We start from the raw sequence: 26127 nt of genomic DNA, 5'->3' as shown, positions 1-26127 counted from the left end.
AAAGATGAAGAATATGACGATCATTTCAGTAATTATCATCTTTGCTATTATAGTGGCATTATTTATATTTCTAAAAAAGGAAGGACGTGATGAAGTAGTGGGTTTGGAAAATTATACAGGGGTTATGGAACCTAGAATCGGGTATGTAGAGTTGCAAGTCTCTAATTTAGATCGTTCTTTAACTTTTTATGAGGAATTAATAGGGTTTCAATTATTAGAGCAAGATGAAAAAACAGCAACACTTACAACAAATGGTCTGGTTCCGCAACTCATATTAAAAGAAGAAGAATCATTTGTTGAAAGACCGCCTGGAACAACAGGTCTATATCACTTTGCGATTGTTGTTCCTACTAGAAAGGATTTAGCTTTATCTACAAAACATTTATTAGAAAGTGGCTATCCTATACAAGGTGCCTCAGATCATCAATATAGTGAGGCCGTATACCTCGCAGACCCTGATAATAACGGAATTGAAATATATGTAGACAGAGATTCTAGTCAGTGGATTAGAGACGAAAACGGAGGTTATGTCGGAGCGACAAACCCGTTGGATGCTGAGAATTTATTCGCTGAAATAAAAGGGAATACTTGGAATGGCCTACCAAGCAAAACAAGAATAGGTCATATGCATTTACAGATATCAAACATAGAAGAATCAGAGAGATTTTATGTGGAAGCACTTGGGCTTCGTATTGTTGCGAAAGATACTCATATGCTTTTTGTTTCCAAAGATGAATACCACCATCATATAGGGATGAACATTTGGGCAGGAAAAGGGTTACCTGTACCTCCGAAAAATGCATTAGGATTAAAGTTTTTCACCCTTCATTTTACTGAAGAAGAGTATAATGATGCAAAAGAAAATCTTGATCAATTAAAGTACAATTATCTAGAGGAAAATCAGGAACTGACTGTTGAGGATCCTTCGGGTAATAAAATTAAAATATTAAAGAAAAGTTAAGAGTTGGATTATTGATTCTTTTGTTTGCCACGTAGTATGTATGTTGTTAGTAGTTGATGTCAGACTGTAAAAGTAGCACAATAAGTAGAATTAAATTACTAAACAAAAAGGAGGGTTCTATAAATTTTAGCCTCCTTTTTGTTTGTTATAGATATTTTAGGACACAAGTCAAACGTGGATCAAGATATCCATTTGTAACTTAGGTAAATAATCTGAATTTCCAGAAACACTAAGGAACAATATTCTACAAATAACATAGAGCCCAATCCAAAATGGAACTGAAGTTCACTCTGATGATCCGAGCGGATTCGCCCTCCTCCCCTTTCAAAGTTGGTTAATGATAGAAATTAAATGAGAGTGGATTGTATTTATTTCTTTCATACAGATCAATTATAGTTTCTGCTAATAGTTGAATACCGAGATTGATTTTTTGTTCATTTACTTGTGAAATGCTTAGTCGAATTGCTTTCTTTTGGTTATCGGCTAAGTACATTCTTGAAGCATTGTCTACGTATATATGTTTTTCATGTAGGAGGTAAATCAATTTGTCGATATTTATGTGGGAAGGCAAAAAGATTGTGAGATAAAAGCCACTTTTTGGTTTTGTAAATTGTACATAGTTAGGTAAATACAATGAACAGGCTTCTAATAATGTTTTCATTTTTTTTATGTACAATATTTTTACGCTTTCTACATGATATTGAAACATACCGTTTTTTAAATATATTTCTAATGCCCCTTGTGAAAGTGGAGATGTATGGAAATCTGTACTAAATTTATTATGAATGAATGAAGGGATCATTTTTTCAGGGAGTACAACTGTAGCAATACGTAGTCCGGGCAAAAATACCTTCGAAAAGCTCTTAACATAAATAACTCTTCCGGTGGGTTCGTACGCAAACAAAGGGTCTGCTTTTGAATCCATATCTAATTCTGCTAAAAAATCATCCTCTACAATGTATACATCGTATTTTTCTGCAAGAGCAACAATTTTTTTCTTTTCCTCATTTGTGTAATGATGTCCCAGTGGGTTGTGGAATCTTGGGATGATGTAAAAGAATTTAATATCATTGGTTCGAAAAAAATTCTCAAGTCTTTCAAAATCAATCCCTTCCATTGTTAATTCAATCCCTAACGTTGTAATTTGATTTAACTGTAAGGAATCTATCATACCAAAGTATGAAGGTTGCTCAATTAATACATTCTTTTTCCCATTAGGAAACGGCATAATGGACAGAATATGAAGGGCTTGTTGTGATCCAGAAGTAATGACAAGTCGATCATGTTTCGTGAACACCTGTAAATGTTGTAAATATTTCACAAGCTCTAGCCGTAAAGAAAGAAGTCCCTGTTGATCACTATAAGTAAATAATTGTTCTTTATAATGGTCAATCGCCTGATTGATACAATGCTGAAAGTCTTCATACGGCATGGTTCGTTTATCTGGACCCGCAGATAAAAAATCAATATCAATTTTATGGTTAGTAGTTGTTTGATAATGATCCACTACGTAATAGCCACTTTTCGGTTTAGCATAGACAATATGCTGTTTTTCCAATTCAAGTAATGCCTTAACAACGGTATTTTTACTACATTGAAATTGTTCAGCTAGCAGTCGAATCGATGGTAGTTTATTTCCTGTCTTTAACTTCTCATCCCTGATTTGTTGTTTCACCCATTCTAAAATGCCAATATATTTTGTTGTCACAACTATTCTCCTTCGCTATCTGTACCATGACAGATGGGGAATTCTCTTGTTTTAAAAAAAGTTGATATTCATTACAATCATGCTTAATAGCGTAATCCTTTTAACTATGATTATCTGATATTTTTTTATGCTTGAGAAGGGGGAAATTAAGTGGAAACTAAAATGAAAAGAGGCATGTTATTGGGCTTTATTGGCGTAGTTTGTTTTAGTCTTACATTACCAGCTACAAGCATTGCCCTACCTTATTTTGGTGAGGTAATTGTTGGATTAGGTAGAACAGTTATTGCAGCTATTATTGTAGGGACTATCTTTATTATAAAAAAGCAATTGTTACCTAATAAAAGACAGTTCAAAAGTTTGCTTATTGTTACTGTTGGAGCCGTACTTGCATTTCCATTATTAACTACATTTGCAATGAAATCACTCCCTGTATCACATGGTGCAATTGAATTGGCTTTATTACCGCTTGCGACAGCTGGCTTTGCGATGTGGCGTGGGGGTGAGCGACCCTCAAAACGCTATTGGATCGCCAGTACAATTGGTGCGATAACTGTCACTATATATGCTCTCTATTTAGGATTAGGGCAATTGCAAACAGGGGATATTGCATTAATTCTGGCTGTATTTTTACTTGGATTAAGTTATGCAGAGGGTGGAAAATTATCAAAAGAGCTTGGTAGTTGGCAAGTGATTGCTTGGGCTATAGTAATTGGTGCCCCGTTTTTTATTATTCCTGTCAGCTTCAGTATTTCAGTTAATATGTTAGAAGCGCCAATCGAAGCTTGGATCAGTTTGTTTTATTTAGGTGTTGTAAGTCAGTTCTTAGCATATGTTGCATGGTATGGTGGGATGTCTTTAGGAGGCATTTCTAGAGTAGGGCAAATTCAATACTTACAACCCTTTTTAATGATAGGATTTTCTGTATTATTCTTAGGAGAATCGATTACTTGGCTAACAATTGGTTTAGCTATTATAGTTGTGATATGCGTAATAATCGGGAAAAACGCACCAGTGATAAAGAAGGAGTTTCATCTTGAAAATAATGCTTCTTCATCATAGAAGTAAGAGAAAAGGATACCCAATTTTATCCGTTTGAAGGAAACTGTACATTAAAAATAATCTTGAAGATCAATTATCAAGTTAATCGAAGATGAAAGAAATACCTTTCGACAATCATAGAGTTGGTTTTTGTTCAAAAATGCTTTTAAAGCTTTTTCTATATAAATAAAGCAAATAACAATGAAGGATGACAAGTATAATTGCTAGTGGAAGCAAGGAATGGTCCGAAAACAAGTGAAGCAAAAGGATGTTGACGATAATTGGGGTTAATATTGCCAAAGTTAGAGGAACAAATCGATTCATCAAAAGTAAGATACCACATAAAACTTCTGATGATTTTTCAACAATTAATAGATATTTAAATTCGAATAGTGCCATTGCTTCGGTGCTTGTTGCTATAAACGGTTCAATGCCAAAGATAACAAAATAACCATTTAGACCTGCACCAAAGAATATGACTCCTAACAAAAGTCTAGTTATATGCATAAATATTTTAGTCAATTTCAACACCTCCAATTTTAACTTTATTCAAAATAATTTTTAATATCACTATTCAATTGTGTAATTCATAATTTGAATTATTTAATGAATTTCGCTCAAATCTGTAACATAGGAGGAAGAAAGGAAGACAAACTTTTTTAATGTGTAGTTAACTTCGCTTTAAATAGTGAAGAAGTGATCTTCAGCAACAAATGCGGAAATATGTAATGTACCCTGTAGAGTTAACACGTAAAAAACTACTCTACAGGGTCAATTTGTGTAGAATGAAGAAATGGGGAATGAATGGTTTTTTTGACATCTGTATTCCATTAATGCAAATCAATCAACAAAAAACACTTATCATCACTTTGATGATAAGCCAATTCCGTGTTATTCATTGATTGGATGATCATCTCTTTAAGATCATGCATTGGCTTTGTTTTATTATCTTGTAGCAAGGGCTTTAAATGATTAAAGCCAAAAGGATCTGTCACTCCATCGGTATATAGAAGAAGCCTACTCCCTCTTAGATAAGGAATTGTTGTTGTTTTAAATTGTACCCCTTCAAATGTTCCGATTGGAGGTGAAGAAGAATTAAGCTCCTGTATTCCCTTAGAACTCTGTAAGAAGGCAGGTGGGTGTCCTGCATTAATAAAGTCAATCTTCTTTTCCTTTGTATCTATTAGTAAATAAATAACTGTGCAGTAATGCCAAGCCTCTTCATTATTTTGAAAAAGACTATGCAGATGGTGATCCAATTCTTTAATGACGATTTCAGGATTCCCTTCTCTTGATATTAATCGTTGAAATAATGATTGAACAGACATGGTAATTAATGATGAAGAAATACCGTGGCCCATTACATCCAGTATGATGATCCCATAACGATGCTTGTCAATTTGATAAATCCCATAGATATCTCCTGAAAGTTCATGAGATGCTTTATAGAATGCTTCGATATGTATATATTCATTACTGATAGAATCCGTTAGTGTTGTCTCTTGTATTTTTCTGGCAAGCTCTAATTCCTTTTTTGTTTCTATGTTGTACTTTTGGTTTAGCTCATTTACTTTGAGTAATTCTGCTTGCTTTTCTTCCAAGGATCTCAAAGCAATCTCTAAATCGGAAACAGCCTTGTTTTTTGCCATTAAGGCTGCTTCAGCCTCTTTCTTTGCTACAAGCAGAGCATTTTCAAGTTCCTCGCGTTTCCGGATTGGAATTAGGACACATTCAATAACAGTTTCGTTTTGCCTTACCTTGGCCTGTGCATTTAAAAGAACAGGTATTTCTTTTTTATTCTTTGATTCTAACGAAAGATACATCTCATCTACTTTCTTATTTACTTTAATTAGTGGAACAAAATAAAGTTGATAAAAAAGTTGAGCAGATTTGGTGAAAATTTTATTAATATGTTGACCAATTAGTTGCGGTAAGCTGTAATTTAGTTCTTCTAGTAATGTTTGGTTACTAGATATAATAATTCCATCTTCAGATAACGTTAGAAATCCACCTGGAGCATGGTTCAACTGTTCATCCATTAAGTTTGATCTCCTTGAATTTATTGTTTAACAGTTGCTCTTAGGTATTCTTGAATAACTTCAATTGTTTCCTCAGGGTGACTCATATGCGGACAATGTCCTGTTGCTTTTAGCTTTTTATATTGACTATAAGGCAAATGAACTTTAAGGTATTCTCCTACTTCTGTCGGAGCAATAATATCGTTAGAGCATTGCATAATGAGAGAAGGAACAGTTACTTTTGATAAATCCCCACGATTATCTGCAAAAAAAGCTGCTTCAGCAAATTGACGAGCAATGAGGGGATCGGTAGAGCAAAATCGATCTTCAAGTTCCTTTGTTATAGAGGGCTGATCTTGGCTATTCATAACAAGTGATGCAAACATATTTGCCCAACCGATATAATTCTTTTCCATCATATCAATTAACCCTAAAAGATCCTCTTTTTGAAAGCCTCCATAGTAAGAAGGAGGATCGTCCAGATAATATGGGGAGGGTCCAATCATAATTAAATGAGAAAAATAATTTGAATGGGCAATTGACGCTAGCATTCCGATCATACTGCTAACTGAATGTCCAATAAATATTGCCTTTTTTAAGTCTAATGCAGCACAAACCTCCAATAAATCCTGAACATACCCTGATAATGTACCATATCTTTTATAATCGTATGATTGAATATCAGATTTTCCTAGACCGACATAATCAAAAAGAATAACACGATACTCCTGTTTAAATGCATTAGCAACTGAATTCCAAACCGTTTGATCACAATTAAAACCAGGTGCAAATATGATTGTCCTTTTTCCGCATCCTTCGATTTGAACATTGTTTCGCAACAAGATATCTTGCTTCATCTATCTTCCTCCCTAATATATTCATACTTTATAGCTTACCATGTAATTTTTAAATATAGGACTATTTTGTGGATATAATTGGATTATTACTTTCTATTTCAACTGTACTGTCTTTGATTTTAAGTAAAGATTGCCAAGGGTCTTGTAATGGAAGATTTTAAATAAACAAGCAGAAGTGTTGAATAAGAACGGTGAATACTTATGTGTAATAAAATATGATAAAATTAACTTTTTTTGAACGTTTAGTTCATTCATTAAGAATATTGTAAGAATGATAATTTGAACGTGAAGGCTTTATAGTTGTCATTGATACATCAATAATTACCCATCTTTAAATATAATTGTTTTAGGTAAAAAGCTAACCAAAATCATATCCACTATAAAAATACCAATTATTTGGGAATTAGATGGCATTTATTATTACAAAGAGGGAATGCTATTACTATACAAAATTTTAAAGGTAGGTTCGGAATGGAAATTGCTATCATGGGCGCCGGCCTCTCCGGTTTAGCGTGTGCCATTACTCTTGAAAGAAATGGTATAACTCCAACGATCTTTGAAAAACGAAGTAAAGTAGGGGATCGTTTTGTTAACGGAGAGGTACTGCTGTCAATTTTCACAAGACCAGTTCATGATTGTATTGCATCATTATCAGAAGAGTATGGAATTTATCTTAAACCTACTTCAAATATTCAGAAAATGGAGCTTTATTCAAAATATGAAAAGGCGATCATAGAGGGACATTTAGGTTTCACAAATATTCGTGGCAGGGAACAGGATTCATTTGAATCTCAGCTAGAACAACAAACCAAATCAGCCATTTATTTTAATTCCGAGGAAACATATGAACAATTACTTAGAAAATATTCACATGTAGTTATAGCAACTGGAGACGGAGCTTATGCAAAGAAGACACGAAATTTCAGAGAAGATTTAACTGTATCTATAAAAGGCGCCACAATTGAAGGTAGTTTTGACCGCTATACTGTCATGGCTTGGATTGATTACGACCTAGCTCCTTATGGGTACTGCTTTCTTATTCCATTTTCAGAGAATGAAGCATCTATCTCTATTGCGATCCCAGATTTGCCCGTAAATGCGAATGTAAACATCAATAATCTTTGGGATTTTTTTTACGAAAAAGTACGTTCTAAGTTTAAACAGGCATTACCTATAACCGATCAGTTTCAAGTTACTCGATATCCAATAGGGATTTGCAGGTCAGGGCGGGTAGGAAATACTTTTTACATTGGAAATTGCTACGGAACCATGATGCCTTTTATGGGCTTTGGACAGTATGCATCTATATTAAGTGGAATTTATGCCGCCTATGATTTGTGCGGTTTCGGAAAATATGAGGAGTTAATGAAACCATTTCGAAAGAGCTATGAAGATTCTCTAGTTTTAAGAAGAGCAATGGAACAATTATCGAATAATGGATTGGATCGAATCATTCACTCACTAGGAGGTTACTGGGGAGAAAAGTTGTTCCACACGAAAACGATTAACCCGCTTAAAGTCGCAAGCTATTTACTTCGACCTTATATAAAAATAAAAAAAGGAGGGATCTCATAATGAGAAGCCCAAAGTCAATTTCCCTAACATCTTCTGAACTTGGCTATCTATGGACCGGCTATTCTATCAATGAAATGTCAAAGTGGTATCTAACATTATTTCGTGAGCAATCACAGGATGAAAAAATTAAGGATTTATATACATATGCGTTAAAGAATACAAATGAAATTCTTATTGAACGGGAAAAATTACTTAGTAAGGAGGGATATCCAATCCCAATTGGCTTTTCGGAATCGGATATTCATGTAAGCTCTCCCATTTTGTTTTCAGATCGATTTTTGTTGTACTATCTGCATATTGGGTCCCGTCTAGGTCTTGAATTCCACTCTAGATCGTTAGCTTCAGCCACGAGAGTAGATATACGCAAATATCATACTAATTGTTTAAATTCTACTACCCAATTAAATGAGAGAGCGATGGATATTCTACTAGATAAAGGGTTCTATTGGAGAACACCGACATTACCCGCACCGACATATCCGGAGTATATTCAAAAAAATGATTATTTAAATGGATGGCATGGAGATAATCGTCCAATTAATAGTATGGAGCTTGCTAACCTCTATCTAAACATGGATCTTCTAATGATTATAGAAGCACTGTGTATAGGTTTTGCCCAAACTTCTGACTCTGATGAAATAGCTGAATTATTTCTAAGAGGGGTTAAGATAGCAAAAAAACAATATCATGCATTGGCTGAATTGTTAGAGAAAGACGAATTACCAATTCCGCCAGGTTTTTCAGCAGAAATAACCAATTCAAAGAAAAGAGTATTATCCGACCGAATCATGGTGACGCATTTTGCTGGTTTACTTGGTTCATTATTGTCCCAATATGGCTTTTCTCTAGGTGCTGTAATGAAACATGATTTAGTTGCAACCTATTCAACTCTAATTGTTAAAGCTGGCGCTGTTTCGGAGAAGGTTACTCGACTCCTTATTGAAAAAGAATGGTTGGAAAAGGTGCCAGGAGCAATAGGCCATAATAATTGATAGTCGAAGATAAATAGGCTAGGAATCTTGTTAAAGTTAAACTTAAATTAAAAAGATAAAGCACATCCGAAAAATTCAGATATGCTTAACTGATGTATATTGGAGTAGCCTTTGTCACACTGTTTTTTTTACTATTTTTAGGTCTCTTTCTTTAGACAAGTTACTTTGCTTAGCCTTTCTAGGTGTAAAGAATGAGATGATTAAGGCGATAAAAGACAGAACTAACATAAATACATAGGCATCACTCGATCCATATATAGATGCTAATTTAGACACTTGTGTAGCTGTAATATTTGCATTTTCCGTATATAAAACAGTTGCATGTGAAGTTGATTGAATTGTATATATTGTAACGACAACGGCTGTACCAATGGCACCTGCTAATTGACGGACTGTATTATTTAATGCTGAACCGTGTGAACCTAATTCGCGAGGAAGAGCGTTCAACCCAGCTGTATTTAGTGGCATAGTAATGAAACTCAATCCAATTCTTAGAATACAAGTGCGAATCATTAAATACATGTAGGTAGTAGATTCTTTTAATTCGGTCACTCCCCACATGGAGATAATGATAAAGATTAAACCTGTAATAAAGAGTGGCTTGGCACCGTATTTATCAAACATTTTCCCTGTAACAGGGGATAAGAAGGCATTTATTACAGCTCCTGGAAGTAAAAGTAGTCCAGCTTCAAAGGCGGTAAAGCCCCGACCATCTTGCAAATAAATCGGTAAGAGTATTAAATCTGCGTACATAATCAATGTAACTAGTACATTGATTATCGAAGTGAGAGTAAATATTTTATATTTAAATACAGATAAATTTAATAAAGGGTCATTGGATTTTAACTGACGCAAACAAAATATCGTCGTAAAGATCATCCCAACAATAATTGTTGATAGAACAATAGGACTATCCCATCCCTTACTACCAGCACTACTAAATCCAAAGAGAATACAACCAAAACCAATAGTAGATAGAATCACACTTGTAGTGTCCAATTTGGCTTTTATTGTTTCTGAAACATTCATTAAATATTTATAGGCTAGTGCAATGACGATTAAAACAAATGGGATTAATCCGATAAACAGCCATCTCCATGAAACATATTCAACGATAAACCCAGATAAAGTTGGAGCAATAGCTGGTGCGAAAATCATCGCAAACCCAATTATCCCCATAACACTTCCGCGTTTTTCACTTGGATATAAATATAAAATAACTGTCATTAATAAAGGGACAATAATACCTGCACCAATAGCTTGAATTAATCTTCCAGTTAAAAGTATGCTAAAATCCAAAGCACTTGCACATAGCACTGATCCTATGAATAAAAAGAACATTGAGCTAATAAAAAGCTGTCTTGTTGAAAATCTTTTCATTAAAAAGGCTGTAATAGGAACTAACACACCGTTAACTAACATAAAACCTGTTGATAACCACTGTACAGTTGCAGGTGTTACCTTGAATATGTCCATTAAACTACTCATTGCTACATTTAATAATGTCTGATTTAGCGTAGATAAAAAACAACCAGTAATAAGTACAGTTAATAAGATTTTTTTATTCCTCTCCGATATTTCCTTCTGCATTCAGAAACTCCTTTCACTTTAAAGGTTGAGTTATCGACATTGTGTCGATAAAATTGATAGTAACAAAATATACTAACCTTTACCATGAACAGTTTTTTTAAAAGTGTTCACTAATAGACAAGGGGATAGCATGTGTCGATAAAGGAATAAAAAATCTACAGAGGAGTTTTGGGATGTCTACTACAAAAAAAGAAGATCCTCGTACAACTCGTACAAAGGAAATGTTGAAAAAAGCTGTTCTATCTCTATTAAAGGAAGAAGGATCTATTTCAAGTATTAATGTACAAAAGGTTGCAGCAAAAGCTGGTTTGAATCGGACAACTTTTTACTTGCATTACCAAGATATACAGGATTTATTGATTACAATTACTGATGAGATAGTAAATGAGCTTTCCGATAAAATTGTTGCTTTAATTCATGCTGAGGACTTAACGGAAAAACAACAGCTTACACAATTACTCGATTATTTATATGTACATAGAAATGATCTACTTAATTTGTTCAATATGAATAAGTTTGAAGAGCAATTGTTTTCACTACTAAAAAAATTAGTGGAAGCAAGGAGGAAGAGGACAATGAAGGATCTGCCAGAGGATTATGTTTCTGTTGATATTAAGACAGCCTCATTGGTAGGGATTATTATGTGGTGGATAAGAAAGGGTCTTCATCATAGTTCAGACTATCTAGCAGATCAAATCTATTTGATGTATAGGCTACAATAATTTTAACGACTAATATCATGAGTATTGATAAACGATTATCATTAGACGTGTGAAATAGCTCTTTTATAAAAAAGCGCATTTGCTTCGAAAGGGTTTGTTTATCTAATTCTACCAAATTAGAACAAGGAGAGAAGAATAATGGAGATAACACCAGTAGTATTAGAAGGAGATAGAGTAAAGATACAACCTATGGAAGATGATCACGTACAGGAATTATTTGATGCGGGAAATCATCCAGATATATGGGCATACATGCCAATGAAGGTTCAATCGATTGAAGATATGAAGTGCCTTGTGAATGGAGCACTTCTAGCAAGAGAGCAAGGAACCGAATTTCCTTTTGTTATCTACGATAAGGAATCGGGGAAAATAGTGGGAAGCACTCGTTTTCTTAATATATCCATCGCAAACCGTAACTTGGAAATTGGTTGGACATGGCTGTCTCCAACTGTTTGGCGAACTAGAGTAAATACAGAATGTAAGTATCTTCTTTTGAAACACTGCTTTGAGACACATGAGACGATTCGTGTTCAGTTAAAAACAGATAGTCGTAATGTGCGGTCTCAGCAGGCAATGGAACGGCTGGGTGCGGTAAAAGAAGGAGTGCTTCGGAATCATGTAGTTATGCCTGACGGTTATCTAAGAGACTCTGTTTTTTACAGTATTATCGATCAAGAATGGGTGCTAGTGAAGGAGAAATTGGAGAGTATGCTACGGTAGTTCAGTATTTTGGAAGTGTTCCTTATTAAACTAAATATGCTAGAGTTGAAGATTCAGGGTTGCTGCGGCAGCCCTTTTGTTATGCCTCTAACGGGAGTGTACTGAACAAGAAGTTCTTTTTAGACTCTAAAGAATATATATATAACATTAAGTGTAAATGGGGGATGGAATGAACTCGCAAGGGAGAGTATGTTTAAGTGTTGGCTGGATCACTTTGTTTCTCGTGGGTACTGATTTATTTGTAGTATCACCGTTACTACCGTTCATTTCGGAAGCATATCATGTTAGTTCAGCGATGACAGGATGGATGGTAACTGTTTTTGCTGTAACATATGCTATTGTAGCACCTTTTTTTGGTTGGGCTTCAGATAAAAATGGAAGAGGAATTTTTATTACGTTTGGGTTATTGTTATTTTCCTTCTCTAATATCTTAACCGCTTTTTCACCTTCTTTCACCTGGTTAATCATTAGTCGTATTTTAGCTGGTTTGTCGGTTGCTGCAATTACTCCTCTAATTTATGCCATTATCGGGGATCTTGCACCATCAAGTCGGAGGGGAACTTGGCTTTCAATTGTTGTTTCAGGACATCTAACAGCTCTTTGGGCAGGAGCACCAGTCGGTACGTTACTAGAGCATTTTCTTGGTTGGCGTTCAGTATTTGTTGTAATGGCTATTATAGGGACTATTTTAGCGGTAGTAAATTTCAAAACATGGAAATATGTCCCTAAAAGTGATGTGACAAGAAATTTACTAGAAGGAAATCTCCTAAGAATACTTGGTTCGGTGAGTGTAACCACCATTTGGGCGATTTCAATGTATGCTCTATATGTTTACTTAGGAGCGGCTCTTTATTCTGAAAATGGATTCTCATCATCAGAAATCGCATTAGCTGTTACTTTTTATGGGATTGGTGCTGTTTTAGGAAGTCTTATAAGTGGAAAGTTTACAGATAGGTTTGGTGCAGGGAAGATTTCGAGAGCTACACTAATTATTTTAACTGTACTATTCGTTTGTTTAGGAATATTCTTCTCATCTGGCTATTGGATTTATTTCTTTTTGTTCCTATGGGCTTTAGTTGGGTATGCAGGATTTACATCATACCAAGCACGATTAGCAGTCGAATATCCAAAGGAACGAGGTATCGTTATGGCGTGGAATAATACAGCTCTGTATATTGGTATCACAATTGGTTCAATGATTGGTGGTTATGTCATATCTAATTGGGGTTATCAATTCCTTCCATATATTTGTAGCATTGCAGCCATTATTAGTTTTGTTCTTAGTAACCAAAATGTCCAAGAAACAAAAAAAGAATCAGCTTTACAGGCTGATTGATGACCTCAAGGTGAAGCTTTTAGAAAGAATTTAAAGCATAAAATGAGGTATGTTTACAACCATACCTCATTGAGCAACACATCATCTTATTAATTTAACACAGTTTTAAGCGTTTCAATGTTTTTCTCCATAATACTGAAATAATCTTCATTATTTTTTATGTCTTCTTCTGTTACGGATTCAAGATTATGAAGGGTCAGTGACTTAGCGCCGATTTCATCTTGGATGACTCTCGCTACGTTAGATTGTACATTTTGTTCAAATAAAACGTATTTTAAATGATGCTCTTCTGATTCTGTAATAATTTCTGTAAGTTGTTGTTGACTAGGCTCCTGAGAAGGAGAAAGACCTGCTATTGCAATTTGTTCAAGACCATATCGATCCTGCCAATATCCGTAAGCAGCATGAGAGACTAGAATGTATTTTGTTTTTGAATTTTCAAGAGTTTCATGAAATGTTTGATTTAGAGCAGTTAAATCGGCTTTTAGATTTGTGAAATTATCCTCAAATATTTCCTTTGATTCTGGCTTTAGTTCTATTAGTGCATTTTTAATGTTTTCTGCTAGTTTAATAGAGAGTATTGGATCAAGCCAAACATGTGGATCTTGATCTCCGTGAAGATGATGTTCATCCTCATGAGCAGCATCATCTTCATGTGAGTGTTTTTCCGCATGAGCAGCATTACCTTCATGTGAGTGTTCTTCCGCATGAGCAGCATTATCTTCATCTGAGTGTTCTTCCTCATGAGCAGTATCATCTTCATGTGAGTGTTCTTCCGCATGAGCAGCATTATCTTCATGTGAATGTTCTTCCGCATGAGTAGCATTATCTTTATGTGAGTGTTCTTCAGGTGTTTTAAGTAGTTCAATACCTTCGGCGGCTTTCAATATGTGAACGTCTTCTTTCTGTAACGTCTCTTCAGCTTGTTCGGCAAAACCCTCTACACCAGCACCTGTATAGATAAATAAATCTGAGTCAGCGATATTTTTCATTGTTTTAACAGTTGGCTCATATATATGAGCATCAACATTTGGAGGGTAAACACTAGTGACTGTAATCTCATCTCCACCAATTTTTTTCGTGAAATCCTCTAATGGGAAAATGGTTGTGTATACTTCTAGCTTAATATTAGTATCATTGTTGCTTTCTGTAGCGTTTGTTGATTGATTTTCTTGATTCCCACATCCTGTTAATAGCAGACCTATTGTCAGCATCGAGGTTAGTAAATAAGATTTTGTATGCATGGTTAAAACTCCTAACATTTTGTTTTTAAAATTATCCAGCTTAAATAGTAATGATTACGATTTGTATTCTACACTCAAAATTCGGTTATGTAAATATTATTTTCTCATTGTTATAAAAACTAGAACCTTGAGTGTGTACTGAATATAAGTTGACATTGTCGCAGGAGATGGGACTTTACATCTAAGGCACATTTGACTTTAGGGAAGCAAGGTATTATAATTTAAATAAATCGTAACGATTTCGATTTGAATAAATGATGAGGTGATTAAAGTGAAACCCAATATACATCCTGACTATCAAAAAGTGGTATTTATGGACACGAACAGTGGATTTAAATTTTTAACAGGTTCTACAAAACGCTCAAATGAAACAATTGACTGGGAGGACGGAAATACATATCCACTAATAAAGGTAGAGATTAGTTCTGACACTCATCCATTTTATACAGGGGTACAAAAATTCACTGATAAAGGTGGAAGAGTGGACCGCTTCTTACAAAAATACAATATGAAAAAGAATAGCTAATTGGGAAATATTGATGACTGATAAAATGATGGAGCTATTTGCTAAAAGTATTATTGCTTCTCTTCCAAGCGAGAAAAGAAAGCTATATCAATTCATTGAAGGTGTAGAGGATAGCTTGGCACAGCAATCGAAATCAAAGGAACAGTTTTTAACTCTTCTTAAAAAGCATTCCCCGCACCATCAAGCAGCCAAACGTTTTCATCTAACAATTGATGAAACACTAAAGCTCATGCATCAAATTGAGGATGAAATAAACTCTAAATTAGAAGAGAAAATAAGTAGCTACAAGTGGATTGATTATACTAGACATTTCAACAAAAATAATGAAAGAGACAAAAGGTATTATCTCTTTCTGTCATAAAAAGAAGCTGATTCCTATGTGAATCAGCTTCTTTTAATTTCAAATGAAAAAACTAATTTACCCTAATAGGAATAATTTCGATTTATGCTTGGTATATATGTAGAGTGTTAGATAGGAGGGAAAGTGATGGGGAAAATACCAGTGTATATATTAAGCGGATTTTTAGGAAGTGGAAAAACAACTTTGTTAAAGCAATTACTACATACATGCAGTGAAAAGAATATAAACCCAGCCGTTTTAATGAATGAAATTGGAAAAACAGATACAGATGGAGAGAGTATATCAACAATGTTAAAAAATAGTCATCTAGAAAAATTACTAGATGGTTGTATGTGCTGTAATAAAAAAAATGAAGTAACTGATTATCTAAAAACACTTCTTAGTCGTAAACCGGATGTGCTCTTTATTGAGTTAACAGGAGTGGCAGATCCAGAAGAGGTTGTGGACTCTTTAACAGAGCCTGATCTTCTTCATCTTCTTTACTTAGAAAAAGTCATAACTATCGTGGATGCGGAAAATGTTCTTGCTTATAATAATGTGTTTGAGTCAGACCGTGACCTTGTTAGAACAACAAGAAAACAAATAAATGTGGCTGATACTCTTATTATCAATAAGATGGATTTAGTATCGGAAGCTAAGAAGAAAAAGGTAGAAAAGCTTGTGAGAAAAGAAAATACAACATCACCTATAATCTACACAACTTTTAGTAGAGTAGATATAAATGATCTATTTTTCAGTCACAGTTCGGGAATAAAGAGGCAGAAAAGAACAAGAAAAGAGGATATGAATGAAATGGATACAAGACCATCCTTTTCCAGGATCAAAAGCATCTCACTTCCACTTACTACACAAACAACAACAAAACAAATTGAGAAGTTTTTAAAAAGATGGAAAAATCATTTGCTCAGAGCAAAGGGATACCTTTCTGTTAAAGAAGGCACATATTTAATGCAATGTGTTATGAATCGAGTAAATTGGGAGCCTACAGCATTTAATGGTGAAAGTTATCTAGTCATGATTGGAGTCAATCTTGATGCGAAAGAAATAAAACAAGATTGGGAAAAAACATTTAAAGAACCAATATATGCTGAAAAATAAAGAGTCTCTCAGCTAGCTTTACAAGACAAAAGGGGCTAACATAAACGGTTGGCCTTTTTTTAAGTAAGTAGTAAAACGGAGCGAATATGAATTTAGGGAGGTATTATTTGTGGAGATAAGTAGCAGAGGACTTATAAAATGAGGACAAGAGCGAATAGTGAATTAATAGGCTTTGCTTTTCTTGGATCTTGCTTTTTGCTCTTTTATTTTCAAAAGAGGATAAAGCTAAGTGAATCTTTTTTTTCAGACTCTTTATTAACCTTCAATGTAGTTTTTATTAGTATTTTACTAGAAGCGTTACCGTTTGTTTTACTGGGTGTAATGATCTCAGGAATTATTCAAGTTTTTGTATCAGAAGAACAAATTAGGAGATTCATTCCTCGTAACAAGTTTCTAGCAATAATCATGAGTTGTCTTGTAGGTGCATTATTTCCCGCATGTGAATGTGGAATCGTTCCAATTGTTCGCAGGTTGGTTGGAAAAGGAATGCCTCTTTTTGCAGGTGTTGGTTTTTTGCTCACAGGACCACTAATTAATCCAATTGTTATTTTCTCTACCTATATGGCTTTTGGTGAGGATCCCAAAATGGCACTATTACGAATGGTTTTAGGATTACTTACAGCACTGATGATAACTGCTATGATCTGTGTGCTATTTAAACAAAATCAATTGAAAATAACGAAGAATTCTTTTCATCTTGAAGCCCAAGAACAGGTGAAGCAACCATTACCAATACGATTACGATCTATGGTCGAACATGCTATTGATGAATTTTTTGATATGGGGAAGTTTTTAATTATTGGAGCAGTTCTAGCAGCTTTTGTTCAGACGTTTATCTCAACAAAGTCAATTGTAGACCTAGGAGATGGTTTAGTAGGATCAACTCTCGTCATGATGGGACTTGCTTATCTATTATCTCTATGTTCAGAAGCGGATGCATTTATTGCAGCATCTTTTGATCACCTTCTTCCGAAAACCTCTTTACTTGGCTTTTTAATTTATGGACCAATGCTAGATTTAAAGAATACGATCATGTTAATGTCTGTTTTCAAATTCCGTTTTGTCATAACACTAACAATCCTTATAACGACTACTGTGCTTGCTGTTTTATTACTAGCAAACCCATTTATATAAAGGAGAGGCTACTTCATGACCCTACAAAAGAGACAAGCAATAAAAGCAATTATTCTACTGCTGTTTGCCAGTTTTATTTTCATTTTGCATCAATCGGGGGATATGAAACATTTTATCCACCCTAATTATCTTCATTTTAGTCAGTTCGCTTCCGTTATTTTTTTGATTCTTTTTTTCTTTCAAGTTCCCCGTATTTTTAGGCCACTTGAAGCTGAGTATGATCATAGTCTTTGCGGCCCTTGGGGATGTCAACACGAAGAAGAGGGGTCTTCACTTAAAATGATATTGTCTATTGGAATTATTTCAATTCCACTTTTAACAGGGTTTATGATGCCTTATAGAACCTTTGGGGCTGAAGAAGCATTGAAGCGGGGCATTCAATATTCCGGTCTTGATCATCAGTTGTCGAGTGGAATTGAACTTGCAAATGGTCACATAAAAAGTCTTATGACTCAGCCTCTTATTCGTTTGGATCATACCGGTTTTACTGAATATATAGGGATGATATCAGAATACCCTGAAGTTTTTGAGGGAAAGGAAATAGAGATAGAAGGGTTTATAGCAGAAGATCAATTCATGTCCAAGAGAGAAAAAGTAATTGCTAGATTTCAAGTTACACACTGTGTAGCGGATGCACATGCAAGTGGATTTATTCTTGAGAATAGCGATGAGTTTGACTTAATGAATAATACATGGGTACGCATAAAGGGGACACTGAAGGTGAAGGAAGAGAATCAACAGTATATACCTGTTATTAATGTAAAAGCTGTGGAGAACATAGATACGCCCCAAAATCCTTATATTTTTTCATAGTTTATAAAGGACAGTCTATAAGAATAGCTGTTGGACTGTCCTTGTTTCATGATTTATTGGAACGGACGGTATTCTAGATTATCTTTAAAAACTTTATCTAATGCTTGCCAAGGCATTAACGCACAATTATGTCTTGCTTTAAATTGATGGACACCCTGTAGGGAGACACTATCTCCTAAATCAACTTGTTCATTTGTCAGCTTTCCAGTACGAATCAATTCTTCAAATGCTTTTCTTAATAAGGCAATCTCTTTTATGGATTTGTATTGAATTAACTCTGTCATCATAGAAGAAGATGCCATACTTATGCTGCACCCTTCACCAAGGAAGGCTACATTTTTTATAAAATACTGTTCACTTTCAATAAACAGTGTGATCACATCTCCACAAGTAGGGTTTTTATAATGCACTTTATGAACACTTTCACTTAATAACTCCTTGAAATTGCGCTTCTGTCGATAATGATCTAAGATAGCCTGGCGATACATTTGGTCGAGCACGATAAGTCACCTTCTTCATGATACTATTATTTTTCTTATGATTATTTTGACATTTTGTTTACTTTTTCCCGATTCTTAGATATCCCGGTCGCAACGTCCGGTGAACGCTCAAATCCTTGACCGTTATAAGAATGACTAATTTTTCCTGTATGATCCTCATTATCAAGCAGGGAGTCAATAAACAAAGGAGCATCCTCTGGTAGCAAATCCTTATACCAATGTCCTTGAGGGTAGTTGATGACAACACACTTATCGTGGCACCTTCCATTACATCTAGTACGTGTTGTGTGAATTCTATCATCTAAACCTCTTTCAGAAATTTCTCTCCGTATTTCCTGGGTCAGGTCTTCAGCTCCAACATGAGTGCAACTGCTACCGTTACAAATAAGAACATGATGAGTGGTATTGTTTAGATTCCATGTTGCCATAAATAGATACCTCCATAAAAGTGGTTGTTAGTACGATTTTCAGCATGGTTTTTGATAGAGTTAGCCTAATTTACCAGCTCGATTTCTTGATGCCAGGTAGGTGACCTCTATGAGCTAATTCCCGAAAAGCAATTCGAGACATTTTGAATTTGCGAAGATATCCTCTAGGCCTTCCCGTAATTTCACACCTGTTATGCAAACGGGTAGGAGCTGAATCTCTTGGTAATTTTCTTAATGCTTCATAGTCACCCATTTCTTTTAACTCTTTTCGTATTTCTGCATATTTTTTAACAAGTTCTTGCCTTTTTCTTTCTTTTGCAATTTTCGACTTTTTTGCCATTAGTAAACAACTCCTTATATAACTTTTTTAAAACGTAATGATTACGATTTGTATTCTATCTTATTCTTTTTTAAAACAAAATGCAAATATAACATTTCTTATTTCAAGCTGAGGATTCAACAGAGACACTTTTTTAAAGAGTTAAAAAATGTATTTTCAAGACCTCATGAAAAGTAGTTGACAAAAACTAATAAATTATATATAGTTTGATTAACTAAATAGTTCTCCTAAAGGGGAGTAGCTTTTACAGCAAAGTCGTCATTTCGGAGATTTCGTATCTCTCGGCTTTGTTGGCAACGTTCGGTTGTTAGCAAGACCTTTACCTATTGGTAAAGGTCTTTTATTTTTATTAAAACCTTTACCGTTTACGGTAGAGGTTTTTTCTTTTTTCCGGAGACTGAAAAACTTTTTAAGGAAAATTCACATGACAAGAGGAGTGAGTCAAAATGTTGGTTCGTCAGAGATTTAGGTGAAAAGTAACCTTCAAGATTGGAAGTTTATTGTATGAAAGATTTTAAACTAAGGGTTCATAAGGAGGAGAAATTAATTTGGAACTTTCAATTTTAATGGAGTATGGTTGGGTGTTGATCTTATTAGTTGCACTGGAAGGCTTGTTAGCAGCAGATAATGCTCTTGTTTTAGCAATTATGGTTAAGCATCTACCGGAGGAGGAAAGAAAAAGGGCTCTCTTTTATGGTTTAGCAGGAGCCTTCGTGTTCCGATTTGGTTCCCTCTTTGCGATTTCGTTCCTAGTGGATGTGTGGCAGGTGCAAGCGATAGGTGCTCTTTACCTACTATTTATTGCTATAAATCATATAGTACGAAAGCTTGTATTTAAAAAGAAAGAAGAAACAAATGAAGAAGAAAACAAAAAAGGAAAATCAGGTTTTTGGGGAACTGTTTTAAAGGTGGAATTAGCTGATATCGCGTTTGCAGTTGACTCAATTTTAGCAGCTGTTGCCCTTGCTATGACACTTCCAAGCACAAACCTTCCACAAATTGGTGGAATGGACGGAGGTAAGTTTCTGGTTATTTTTGCTGGTGGAATCATTGGATTAATTATCATGCGTTTTGCTGCTAATCTTTTTGTTAAGTTACTTCATTCAAGACCTGGCCTTGAAATAGCAGCTTTTGCAATTGTTGGTTGGGTAGGAGTGAAGCTTGCTGTACTAACATTAGGGCATCCTGATGTTGGTGTAATTTCTTACGAATTTGCACACTCTACTGGATGGAAGCTCTTTTTCTATACTGTATTAGTTGGAATTGCAGCTGCAGGCTGGTTCTTAACGAAAGACAAGAAAGAAGAGAAGCAAGCAGCATAGTGGGTTTTGATTGTAAAGCTGCTCTATGAAGAGCAGCTTTCTTAATACCTGTACGCTATCTGGGTATGTGAAAATATGCTTGTGGAAAACGAATTGTGAAATATTTATTAATAATCAGTTTATTAGTTGTAAATTCTACGCTTGATTAATATAATCAAACTATCACGTTACGGTTAGGAGGGTTGTCTTTTGGGACAGAAAAGTTAAAAATCGGTGAATTGGCTGAAAGAACAGGTGTTACAAAAAGAACAATAGATTACTATACTAATTTTGGACTTCTTAAAGCAGAACGTTCCCCTTCGAATTATCGCTTTTACGATATTTCATCTGTTGAACAATTAAATTATATCGAGAAATGTAAAGAACAAGGAATGTTTTTAGAAGACATAAAGAAAAGAATGATTGATAAAAACGCAGAAGAAATAGATGTTTTGGAGTTACGACTTAAAATAAAAGGATTAGAAAAAGATGTAACAGAAGTTCTATCTCAACTTGAAAAAAGCAACTTAAAGAATCATGAGTTTGTAAAACAGAATGTTTCTCAAGAAAGCCTGTCTTTGATTCAATCATTGTTATTACTACTCAATTAATTAATATCATTACCAGGAGGTGTACGTCTTACTTATAAGACGACTCATTGACAACCATTAATTTACTTTTAATTTTAGTATTAATAGCATTAACGGCATTCTTCGTGGCAACTGAATTTGCCATTGTGAAAGTACGTATTTCAAAAATTGATCAGTTGATTTCTGAAGGAAAAAAAGGGGCAGTAGCTGCTAAGAAGGTTGTAACCCATTTAGACGAGTATCTATCTGCATGTCAATTAGGAATTACGATCACAGCATTAGGACTTGGTTGGTTAGGGGAGCCAACTGTGGAGAAGCTATTACATCCTCTTTTCGAACATTTTGCTTTAAACGAATCTGTTACACATATTCTATCTTTTGGTATTGCGTTTGCTTTAGTTACGTTCCTTCATGTTGTTGTAGGCGAACTTGCTCCTAAAACAGTTGCGATTCAAAAAGCAGAGGCCGTAACATTACTGTTTGCCCACCCTATTATCTGGTTTTACCGTTTAATGTATCCATTTATCTGGTTCTTAAATGGTTCTGCACGTGTGTTAGTAGGAATGTTTGGTCTAAAACCTGCATCTGAACATGAATTAGCTCATTCAGAAGAGGAGCTTCGTATGCTTTTATCTGAGAGCTATAAGAGCGGAGAGATAAATAAGAATGAGTTAAAGTACGTAAATAATATCTTTGAATTTGATGAAAGAATTGCAAAAGAGATTATGGTTCCTCGTACGGAGATTGTTTCTATAGATATAGATACAAGTTATGAAGATATAGTTGAGATTATTAAGAATGAACGATATACAAGGTACCCAGTGATTGATGGAGATAAAGACAATATTGTTGGTTTCCTTAACATAAAGGAGCTATTAACTTCTCATTTTACAGATGGGGCTAATAATAAAAAGTTTAATATAAACACATATATTAACCCAGTTATTCAAGTAATTGAAACAATACCAATACATGATTTATTGCTAAAGATGCAAAAGGATCGAACGCATTTAGCTATATTAATTGATGAATATGGTGGCACATCTGGATTAGTAACAGTTGAGGACATTCTTGAAGAAATTGTTGGGGAAATTAGAGATGAATTTGATGAAGATGAGGTTCCAGAAATTCGAAAACTCAATGATAATCATTATATTCTAGATGGAAAATTATTAATAGATGATGTTAATCATTTACTAGAAACAGATTTTCCTAATGAGGACATTGATACAATTGGTGGATGGTTTCTTACACAAAACTTCAACGCAACTGTTGGTGTAGAGGTAGAAAATGAGGGTTACCTCTTTAAAGTACATGAAAGTGACGGACACCATATTCAATATTTAGAGGTTACGAAAGTGAAAAATAACGTTATACCTATACACCAATAGGACAGGATGATATATAAAGCATATACCTATAGGCCAAGGACCCATAATTTTATCTAAATATTTTACAGGCAGGTAAATTCTTTGAATTTCGGGACTAAAGTTATTTATAGAAGTAGAATCCATTTCGTGTTTTACGACCATGAAAATGGAATGTATGAAGTGCAGTGTAGTATGACTAACGCAATATCTTTAGTAAGAATTACCGATTTGATCTATGTTATCGAAAAAGCCAACTAAAAAGTCGGCTTTTTCTTTTTTGTGTGAAATAGCACCTTGGGCGAGGCGTAATAAGTATAACAACAAGTAATGCTATCAGGTAAATAAAACATAATATTGTCCCTAACATTGAAGTAATATCAGCCGATGAAATTGACGAAGCATATGATCGTGTTTTAGCTTCAAATGTGAAGTACCGTTTTGTAATCGACATTAGCACATTGTGAGGTTCGTAAATGAAACGTTACATGCTTGAAGCATTCTGTATAGAGGACTGATGTAATAATTGCTGCAAAGAGTTTTTTAACTCACAATTGTTTTAGGGTGACGATAAGCTCTTAAGTGAATCCCTCTAGGATCATCTGAGTGAGAAGCTTTAATCCCTTCGTGAAAAATGAATGGTATTACCTGTGAAATCACGTTATGATGGAACAAAGAATAGGAAACGAATCATTCATAACGAAAGGTGTTATTTACAGATGATCACGTTCATTTTAGTTGTTCTTATGTTGTTTTTAATCCCGGGTCCGGCAGTATTTCTAACCATTTCTCAGACAATAAAAGGCGGCAGGACGAATGGAATTGTCACAGGGATTGGAATTGCCGTCGGAGACTTTATTCATACTTGTGCATCAGTATTAGGGCTTTCAGCGATTTTAATGACATCTTCACTAGCCTTTGAAGTTGTTAAATATATAGGGGCCATATACTTATTCTACTTAGGAATTATGTCTTTGATTGAAAAAGCTAAAAAGATGGATAAACCTGTTATCCAAAATGTAAAAACGAATAAATCATTTCGTCAAGCAATGTTCATTGAATTACTTAATCCAAAAACATCAATCTTTTTCTTAGCTTTCCTTCCACAATTTGTAACGAATAGTGGAACACCTGTGACTTTTCAATTATTAATGTTAGGGCTAACATTTGTTTTAATGAGTATCATATATACAACGATCTTAGTGTTAGTTTCGAACAAAATTGGTCAAAAGGTGTTGATGAAATCTAATCATAGACAGGATTGGTTAGGTAAAGCGGTAGGGGTCGTATATATTGGATTGGGGTTAAAGTTAGTTCTACAAACACAAGAATAGATGTGGTTTTATTCATACTCAATTCATAGAATATTAATTCTTCTTTTGGGGATTGAGGCAGTTTATTTTCCCGATACATTTTTACCCTCCCAAAAAACTTCAGATGGTACAGAGGGGGCTGGGGTTTGAATCCCACTAGGATCATCAACTGAACCCCCTTGTTGTGGTGACCCCTAAAAGTTAGAGTTTTATATTAAGCAGCTAATTGGCTGGTATGGATACGGTATTGAACCGGACTCCTGCCTGCCAATTTTTGCTTTATTCGCTTGTTATTATAATAAATGATATACTCTTCGATTTTTATTTTTAATTCCTCAAATGAACAGAGTGCTTCTCCGTAGTACATTTCCTGTTTAAGTAATCCGAAAAAGTTCTCCATCGGTGAATTGTCTAAACAGTTTCCTTTTCTTGACATACTTTGGAACACCTTATGTTTCTTTAGTGTTTTTATCCATTTATTATGTTGATAATGCCAGCCTTGATCAGAATGAATGGTGGTTCTGTACTTAGATTCTTTTACAATTTCTAAGGCTTCCTCGAGAGGTTTTAGAGCCAATTCTAAGGTTGGGCGCTTACTTATCCCATACGAAAGAATCTCACTGTTGAACATATCCATAATTGGGTTGAAATATAGTTTTTCACCATCTGAGCACTTGAACTCTGTTATATCTGTTGCTAGTTTTTGATGATACAAATTTGTGTGAAAACGTCTGTTGATACGGTTCTTGGCAATTGTTCCAATAGTTCCTTTGTAAGAGCTATACTTTCGTGTTTTTCTTCTGAACTTATCGCATTTAAGTCCGAGCTTATTCATGATGCGTTGAACCTTTTTATGATTAACTATCAAACCACGTTGCTTTAAGTCCAAACAAATACGACGATATCCATAGTTGCCCTTATGTTCCTCAAACATAGCTTGAATACGTTCTTCAAGCTCCTGATTCGGATTCTCCTTCTTCATCATTTTCACGTGATAATGGTAGGAAGATTCGGGAATTCCCACTATTAGTAGAACATCTTTTAGTTTGAACTTTTCTTTGAGTTCGAACGATAATGCTGCCTGTGCTTTTCGAGATAACCTTCCGGGTTCACCTGAAAAGCTTGTAACTTTTTTAAGTATTCTACCTCTAACCGGAGAAGCTCATTTTCTCTCTCCAATTTTTGTTCGTAGGTCATCGCTTTATCTTCAACTACTTTTTTACTTCCTCGATTTATAGCTTTATCAGACATAGGTGGTCGTCCTTTCTGTTTATCCAGAAAATCAGCACCACCCTCCAAAAAAGCTTTCTTCCACGCTGATATCATAGGAGGGTTTGTAAGCCCAAATTCAAGGGCTGTTTCAACTACTGAAGATCCTGTACTTTTCATAAAGCTTAATACATCTAGCTTGAATTGAACAGAATAAATTTTTTTCTGTTTTTTCCTCATTAACCCTTCAGGTCCAAACTTCTCGTAATTATTAACCCAATTAATAATTTGCTTATGTGATTTAATACCATATTTTTTGGCTAGCAGCTTAAATCCAAGTTGTCCTTCTTGATATTCTCTTACTACCATAAACTTAAATTGCTCAT

The 26127-nt window shown here is 34.7% G+C and carries 27 protein-coding genes and 1 pseudogene; 17 read left to right on the top strand and 11 right to left on the bottom strand.

The annotated features are described in order from the left end of the window. Positions 1–4 precede the first annotated feature (4 nt). Positions 5–961, top strand: coding sequence for a VOC family protein (locus ACEWK1_RS13135; protein ID WP_212136272.1), 957 nt, complete (start codon positions 5–7; stop codon positions 959–961). Positions 962–1295: 334 nt separating this feature from the next. Here ACEWK1_RS13135 and ACEWK1_RS13130 read toward each other — a convergent pair whose 3' ends face one another. Next, a complete protein-coding gene (locus tag ACEWK1_RS13130; RefSeq protein ID WP_212136274.1) occupies positions 1296–2669 on the bottom strand; it encodes a PLP-dependent aminotransferase family protein in 1374 nt (457 codons plus the stop codon). A gap of 162 nt (positions 2670–2831) precedes the next feature. Here ACEWK1_RS13130 and ACEWK1_RS13125 point away from each other — a divergent pair, with 162 nt between their 5' ends. After that, the gene (locus ACEWK1_RS13125) at positions 2832–3728 is read left to right on the top strand and encodes a DMT family transporter (RefSeq protein ID WP_373995135.1); all 897 of its coding nucleotides are present in this window, start codon (positions 2832–2834) and stop codon (positions 3726–3728) included. Positions 3729–3842: 114 nt separating this feature from the next. Here the strand turns inward: ACEWK1_RS13125 and ACEWK1_RS13120 are convergent, their stop codons facing one another. The 3 genes from ACEWK1_RS13120 to ACEWK1_RS13110 all read right to left on the bottom strand — a co-directional run bounded on the left by ACEWK1_RS13120 (position 3843) and on the right by ACEWK1_RS13110 (position 6582). Then, positions 3843–4229: a hypothetical protein gene (locus tag ACEWK1_RS13120; protein WP_416636371.1), complete on the bottom strand. Its 387-nt coding sequence runs from the start codon at positions 4227–4229 to the stop codon at positions 3843–3845. A gap of 308 nt (positions 4230–4537) precedes the next feature. Beyond that, entirely contained in the window at positions 4538–5746 is a 1209-nt protein-coding gene (locus ACEWK1_RS13115) for a SpoIIE family protein phosphatase (protein WP_121664813.1), read from the bottom strand. 20 nt (positions 5747–5766) lie between these two features. After that, a complete protein-coding gene (locus ACEWK1_RS13110; RefSeq protein WP_121664814.1) occupies positions 5767–6582 on the bottom strand; it encodes an alpha/beta fold hydrolase in 816 nt (271 codons plus the stop codon). 471 nt (positions 6583–7053) lie between these two features. On the opposite strand from ACEWK1_RS13110, the gene ACEWK1_RS13105 reads away from it, so the two are divergent. Both ACEWK1_RS13105 and ACEWK1_RS13100 read left to right on the top strand, forming a co-directional pair. Further along, entirely contained in the window at positions 7054–8157 is a 1104-nt protein-coding gene (locus ACEWK1_RS13105) for an NAD(P)/FAD-dependent oxidoreductase (RefSeq protein ID WP_212136276.1), read from the top strand. Further along, positions 8157–9149, top strand: a complete 993-nt coding sequence (locus tag ACEWK1_RS13100; protein ID WP_212136277.1) for a DUF3231 family protein — start codon at positions 8157–8159, stop codon at positions 9147–9149. The genes ACEWK1_RS13105 and ACEWK1_RS13100 overlap by 1 nt, the downstream gene beginning before the upstream one ends. 114 nt (positions 9150–9263) lie before the next feature. Here the strand turns inward: ACEWK1_RS13100 and ACEWK1_RS13095 are convergent, their stop codons facing one another. Next, positions 9264–10739, bottom strand: a complete 1476-nt coding sequence (locus tag ACEWK1_RS13095) for a DHA2 family efflux MFS transporter permease subunit (RefSeq protein WP_416636370.1) — start codon at positions 10737–10739, stop codon at positions 9264–9266. Between the two features lie 173 nt (positions 10740–10912). On the opposite strand from ACEWK1_RS13095, the gene ACEWK1_RS13090 reads away from it, so the two are divergent. The 3 genes from ACEWK1_RS13090 to ACEWK1_RS13080 all read left to right on the top strand — a co-directional run bounded on the left by ACEWK1_RS13090 (position 10913) and on the right by ACEWK1_RS13080 (position 13517). Then, a complete protein-coding gene (locus ACEWK1_RS13090) occupies positions 10913–11461 on the top strand; it encodes a TetR/AcrR family transcriptional regulator (protein ID WP_416636369.1) in 549 nt (182 codons plus the stop codon). 138 nt (positions 11462–11599) lie between these two features. Next, positions 11600–12181, top strand: coding sequence for a GNAT family N-acetyltransferase (locus tag ACEWK1_RS13085; protein ID WP_212136281.1), 582 nt, complete (start codon positions 11600–11602; stop codon positions 12179–12181). 169 nt (positions 12182–12350) lie between these two features. Beyond that, complete coding sequence (locus tag ACEWK1_RS13080; protein ID WP_416636368.1) at positions 12351–13517, top strand: MFS transporter; 1167 nt, start codon at positions 12351–12353, stop codon at positions 13515–13517. An 89-nt stretch (positions 13518–13606) separates the two neighbouring features. Here the strand turns inward: ACEWK1_RS13080 and ACEWK1_RS13075 are convergent, their stop codons facing one another. Further along, positions 13607–14761: a metal ABC transporter solute-binding protein, Zn/Mn family gene (locus ACEWK1_RS13075; protein ID WP_416636367.1), complete on the bottom strand. Its 1155-nt coding sequence runs from the start codon at positions 14759–14761 to the stop codon at positions 13607–13609. A 271-nt stretch (positions 14762–15032) separates the two neighbouring features. Here ACEWK1_RS13075 and ACEWK1_RS13070 point away from each other — a divergent pair, with 271 nt between their 5' ends. The 5 genes from ACEWK1_RS13070 to ACEWK1_RS13050 all read left to right on the top strand — a co-directional run bounded on the left by ACEWK1_RS13070 (position 15033) and on the right by ACEWK1_RS13050 (position 18693). Next, positions 15033–15287, top strand: a complete 255-nt coding sequence (locus ACEWK1_RS13070) for a type B 50S ribosomal protein L31 (protein ID WP_121664822.1) — start codon at positions 15033–15035, stop codon at positions 15285–15287. Between the two features lie 13 nt (positions 15288–15300). Next, complete coding sequence (locus tag ACEWK1_RS13065) at positions 15301–15648, top strand: hypothetical protein (protein WP_416636366.1); 348 nt, start codon at positions 15301–15303, stop codon at positions 15646–15648. 126 nt (positions 15649–15774) lie between these two features. Further along, complete coding sequence (locus ACEWK1_RS13060; RefSeq protein ID WP_251397226.1) at positions 15775–16746, top strand: CobW family GTP-binding protein; 972 nt, start codon at positions 15775–15777, stop codon at positions 16744–16746. 138 nt (positions 16747–16884) lie between these two features. Further along, positions 16885–17880, top strand: a complete 996-nt coding sequence (locus tag ACEWK1_RS13055) for a permease (protein WP_416636365.1) — start codon at positions 16885–16887, stop codon at positions 17878–17880. Between the two features lie 15 nt (positions 17881–17895). Further along, on the top strand, positions 17896–18693 hold the full coding sequence (locus ACEWK1_RS13050; RefSeq protein ID WP_121664827.1) for a TIGR03943 family putative permease subunit: 798 nt from the start codon (positions 17896–17898) through the stop codon (positions 18691–18693). A gap of 53 nt (positions 18694–18746) precedes the next feature. Here ACEWK1_RS13050 and sufU read toward each other — a convergent pair whose 3' ends face one another. From sufU to rpsN, 3 genes are all read right to left on the bottom strand, one after another. Continuing rightward, positions 18747–19193, bottom strand: coding sequence for a Fe-S cluster assembly sulfur transfer protein SufU (sufU, locus tag ACEWK1_RS13045; RefSeq protein ID WP_180320408.1), 447 nt, complete (start codon positions 19191–19193; stop codon positions 18747–18749). 41 nt (positions 19194–19234) lie between these two features. Beyond that, the gene (locus tag ACEWK1_RS13040; RefSeq protein ID WP_212136298.1) at positions 19235–19621 is read right to left on the bottom strand and encodes a (2Fe-2S) ferredoxin domain-containing protein; all 387 of its coding nucleotides are present in this window, start codon (positions 19619–19621) and stop codon (positions 19235–19237) included. Between the two features lie 70 nt (positions 19622–19691). Beyond that, positions 19692–19961: a 30S ribosomal protein S14 gene (gene rpsN, locus ACEWK1_RS13035; protein WP_121664829.1), complete on the bottom strand. Its 270-nt coding sequence runs from the start codon at positions 19959–19961 to the stop codon at positions 19692–19694. Positions 19962–20509: 548 nt separating this feature from the next. On the opposite strand from rpsN, the gene ACEWK1_RS13030 reads away from it, so the two are divergent. From ACEWK1_RS13030 to ACEWK1_RS13010, 5 genes and pseudogenes are all read left to right on the top strand, one after another. Then, positions 20510–21283: a TerC family protein gene (locus ACEWK1_RS13030; protein ID WP_416636364.1), complete on the top strand. Its 774-nt coding sequence runs from the start codon at positions 20510–20512 to the stop codon at positions 21281–21283. 182 nt (positions 21284–21465) lie between these two features. Further along, a complete protein-coding gene (locus ACEWK1_RS13025) occupies positions 21466–21873 on the top strand; it encodes a MerR family transcriptional regulator (protein ID WP_416636363.1) in 408 nt (135 codons plus the stop codon). A gap of 47 nt (positions 21874–21920) precedes the next feature. After that, entirely contained in the window at positions 21921–23243 is a 1323-nt protein-coding gene (locus tag ACEWK1_RS13020; RefSeq protein WP_416636362.1) for a hemolysin family protein, read from the top strand. A gap of 323 nt (positions 23244–23566) precedes the next feature. Further along, a pseudogene (locus tag ACEWK1_RS13015) lies at positions 23567–23686 on the top strand (alcohol dehydrogenase); the annotation flags it as partial. A gap of 252 nt (positions 23687–23938) precedes the next feature. Continuing rightward, positions 23939–24553, top strand: coding sequence for a LysE family translocator (locus ACEWK1_RS13010; protein WP_416636361.1), 615 nt, complete (start codon positions 23939–23941; stop codon positions 24551–24553). Positions 24554–24746: 193 nt separating this feature from the next. Here the strand turns inward: ACEWK1_RS13010 and ACEWK1_RS13005 are convergent, their stop codons facing one another. Then, entirely contained in the window at positions 24747–25673 is a 927-nt protein-coding gene (locus ACEWK1_RS13005) for an IS3 family transposase (RefSeq protein WP_416636374.1), read from the bottom strand. Beyond that, a partial coding sequence (locus tag ACEWK1_RS13000; protein ID WP_416636360.1) for a helix-turn-helix domain-containing protein occupies positions 25574–26127 on the bottom strand: 554 nt, incomplete at its 5' end. The genes ACEWK1_RS13000 and ACEWK1_RS13005, both read right to left, overlap by 100 nt.

The sequence above is a fragment of the Metabacillus sp. YM-086 genome, assembly GCF_048059995.1.
GTDB classification, from domain to species: Bacteria; Bacillota; Bacilli; order Bacillales; family Bacillaceae; genus Metabacillus; species Metabacillus litoralis_B.
This window is presented reverse-complemented; position numbering and strand designations above follow the sequence as displayed.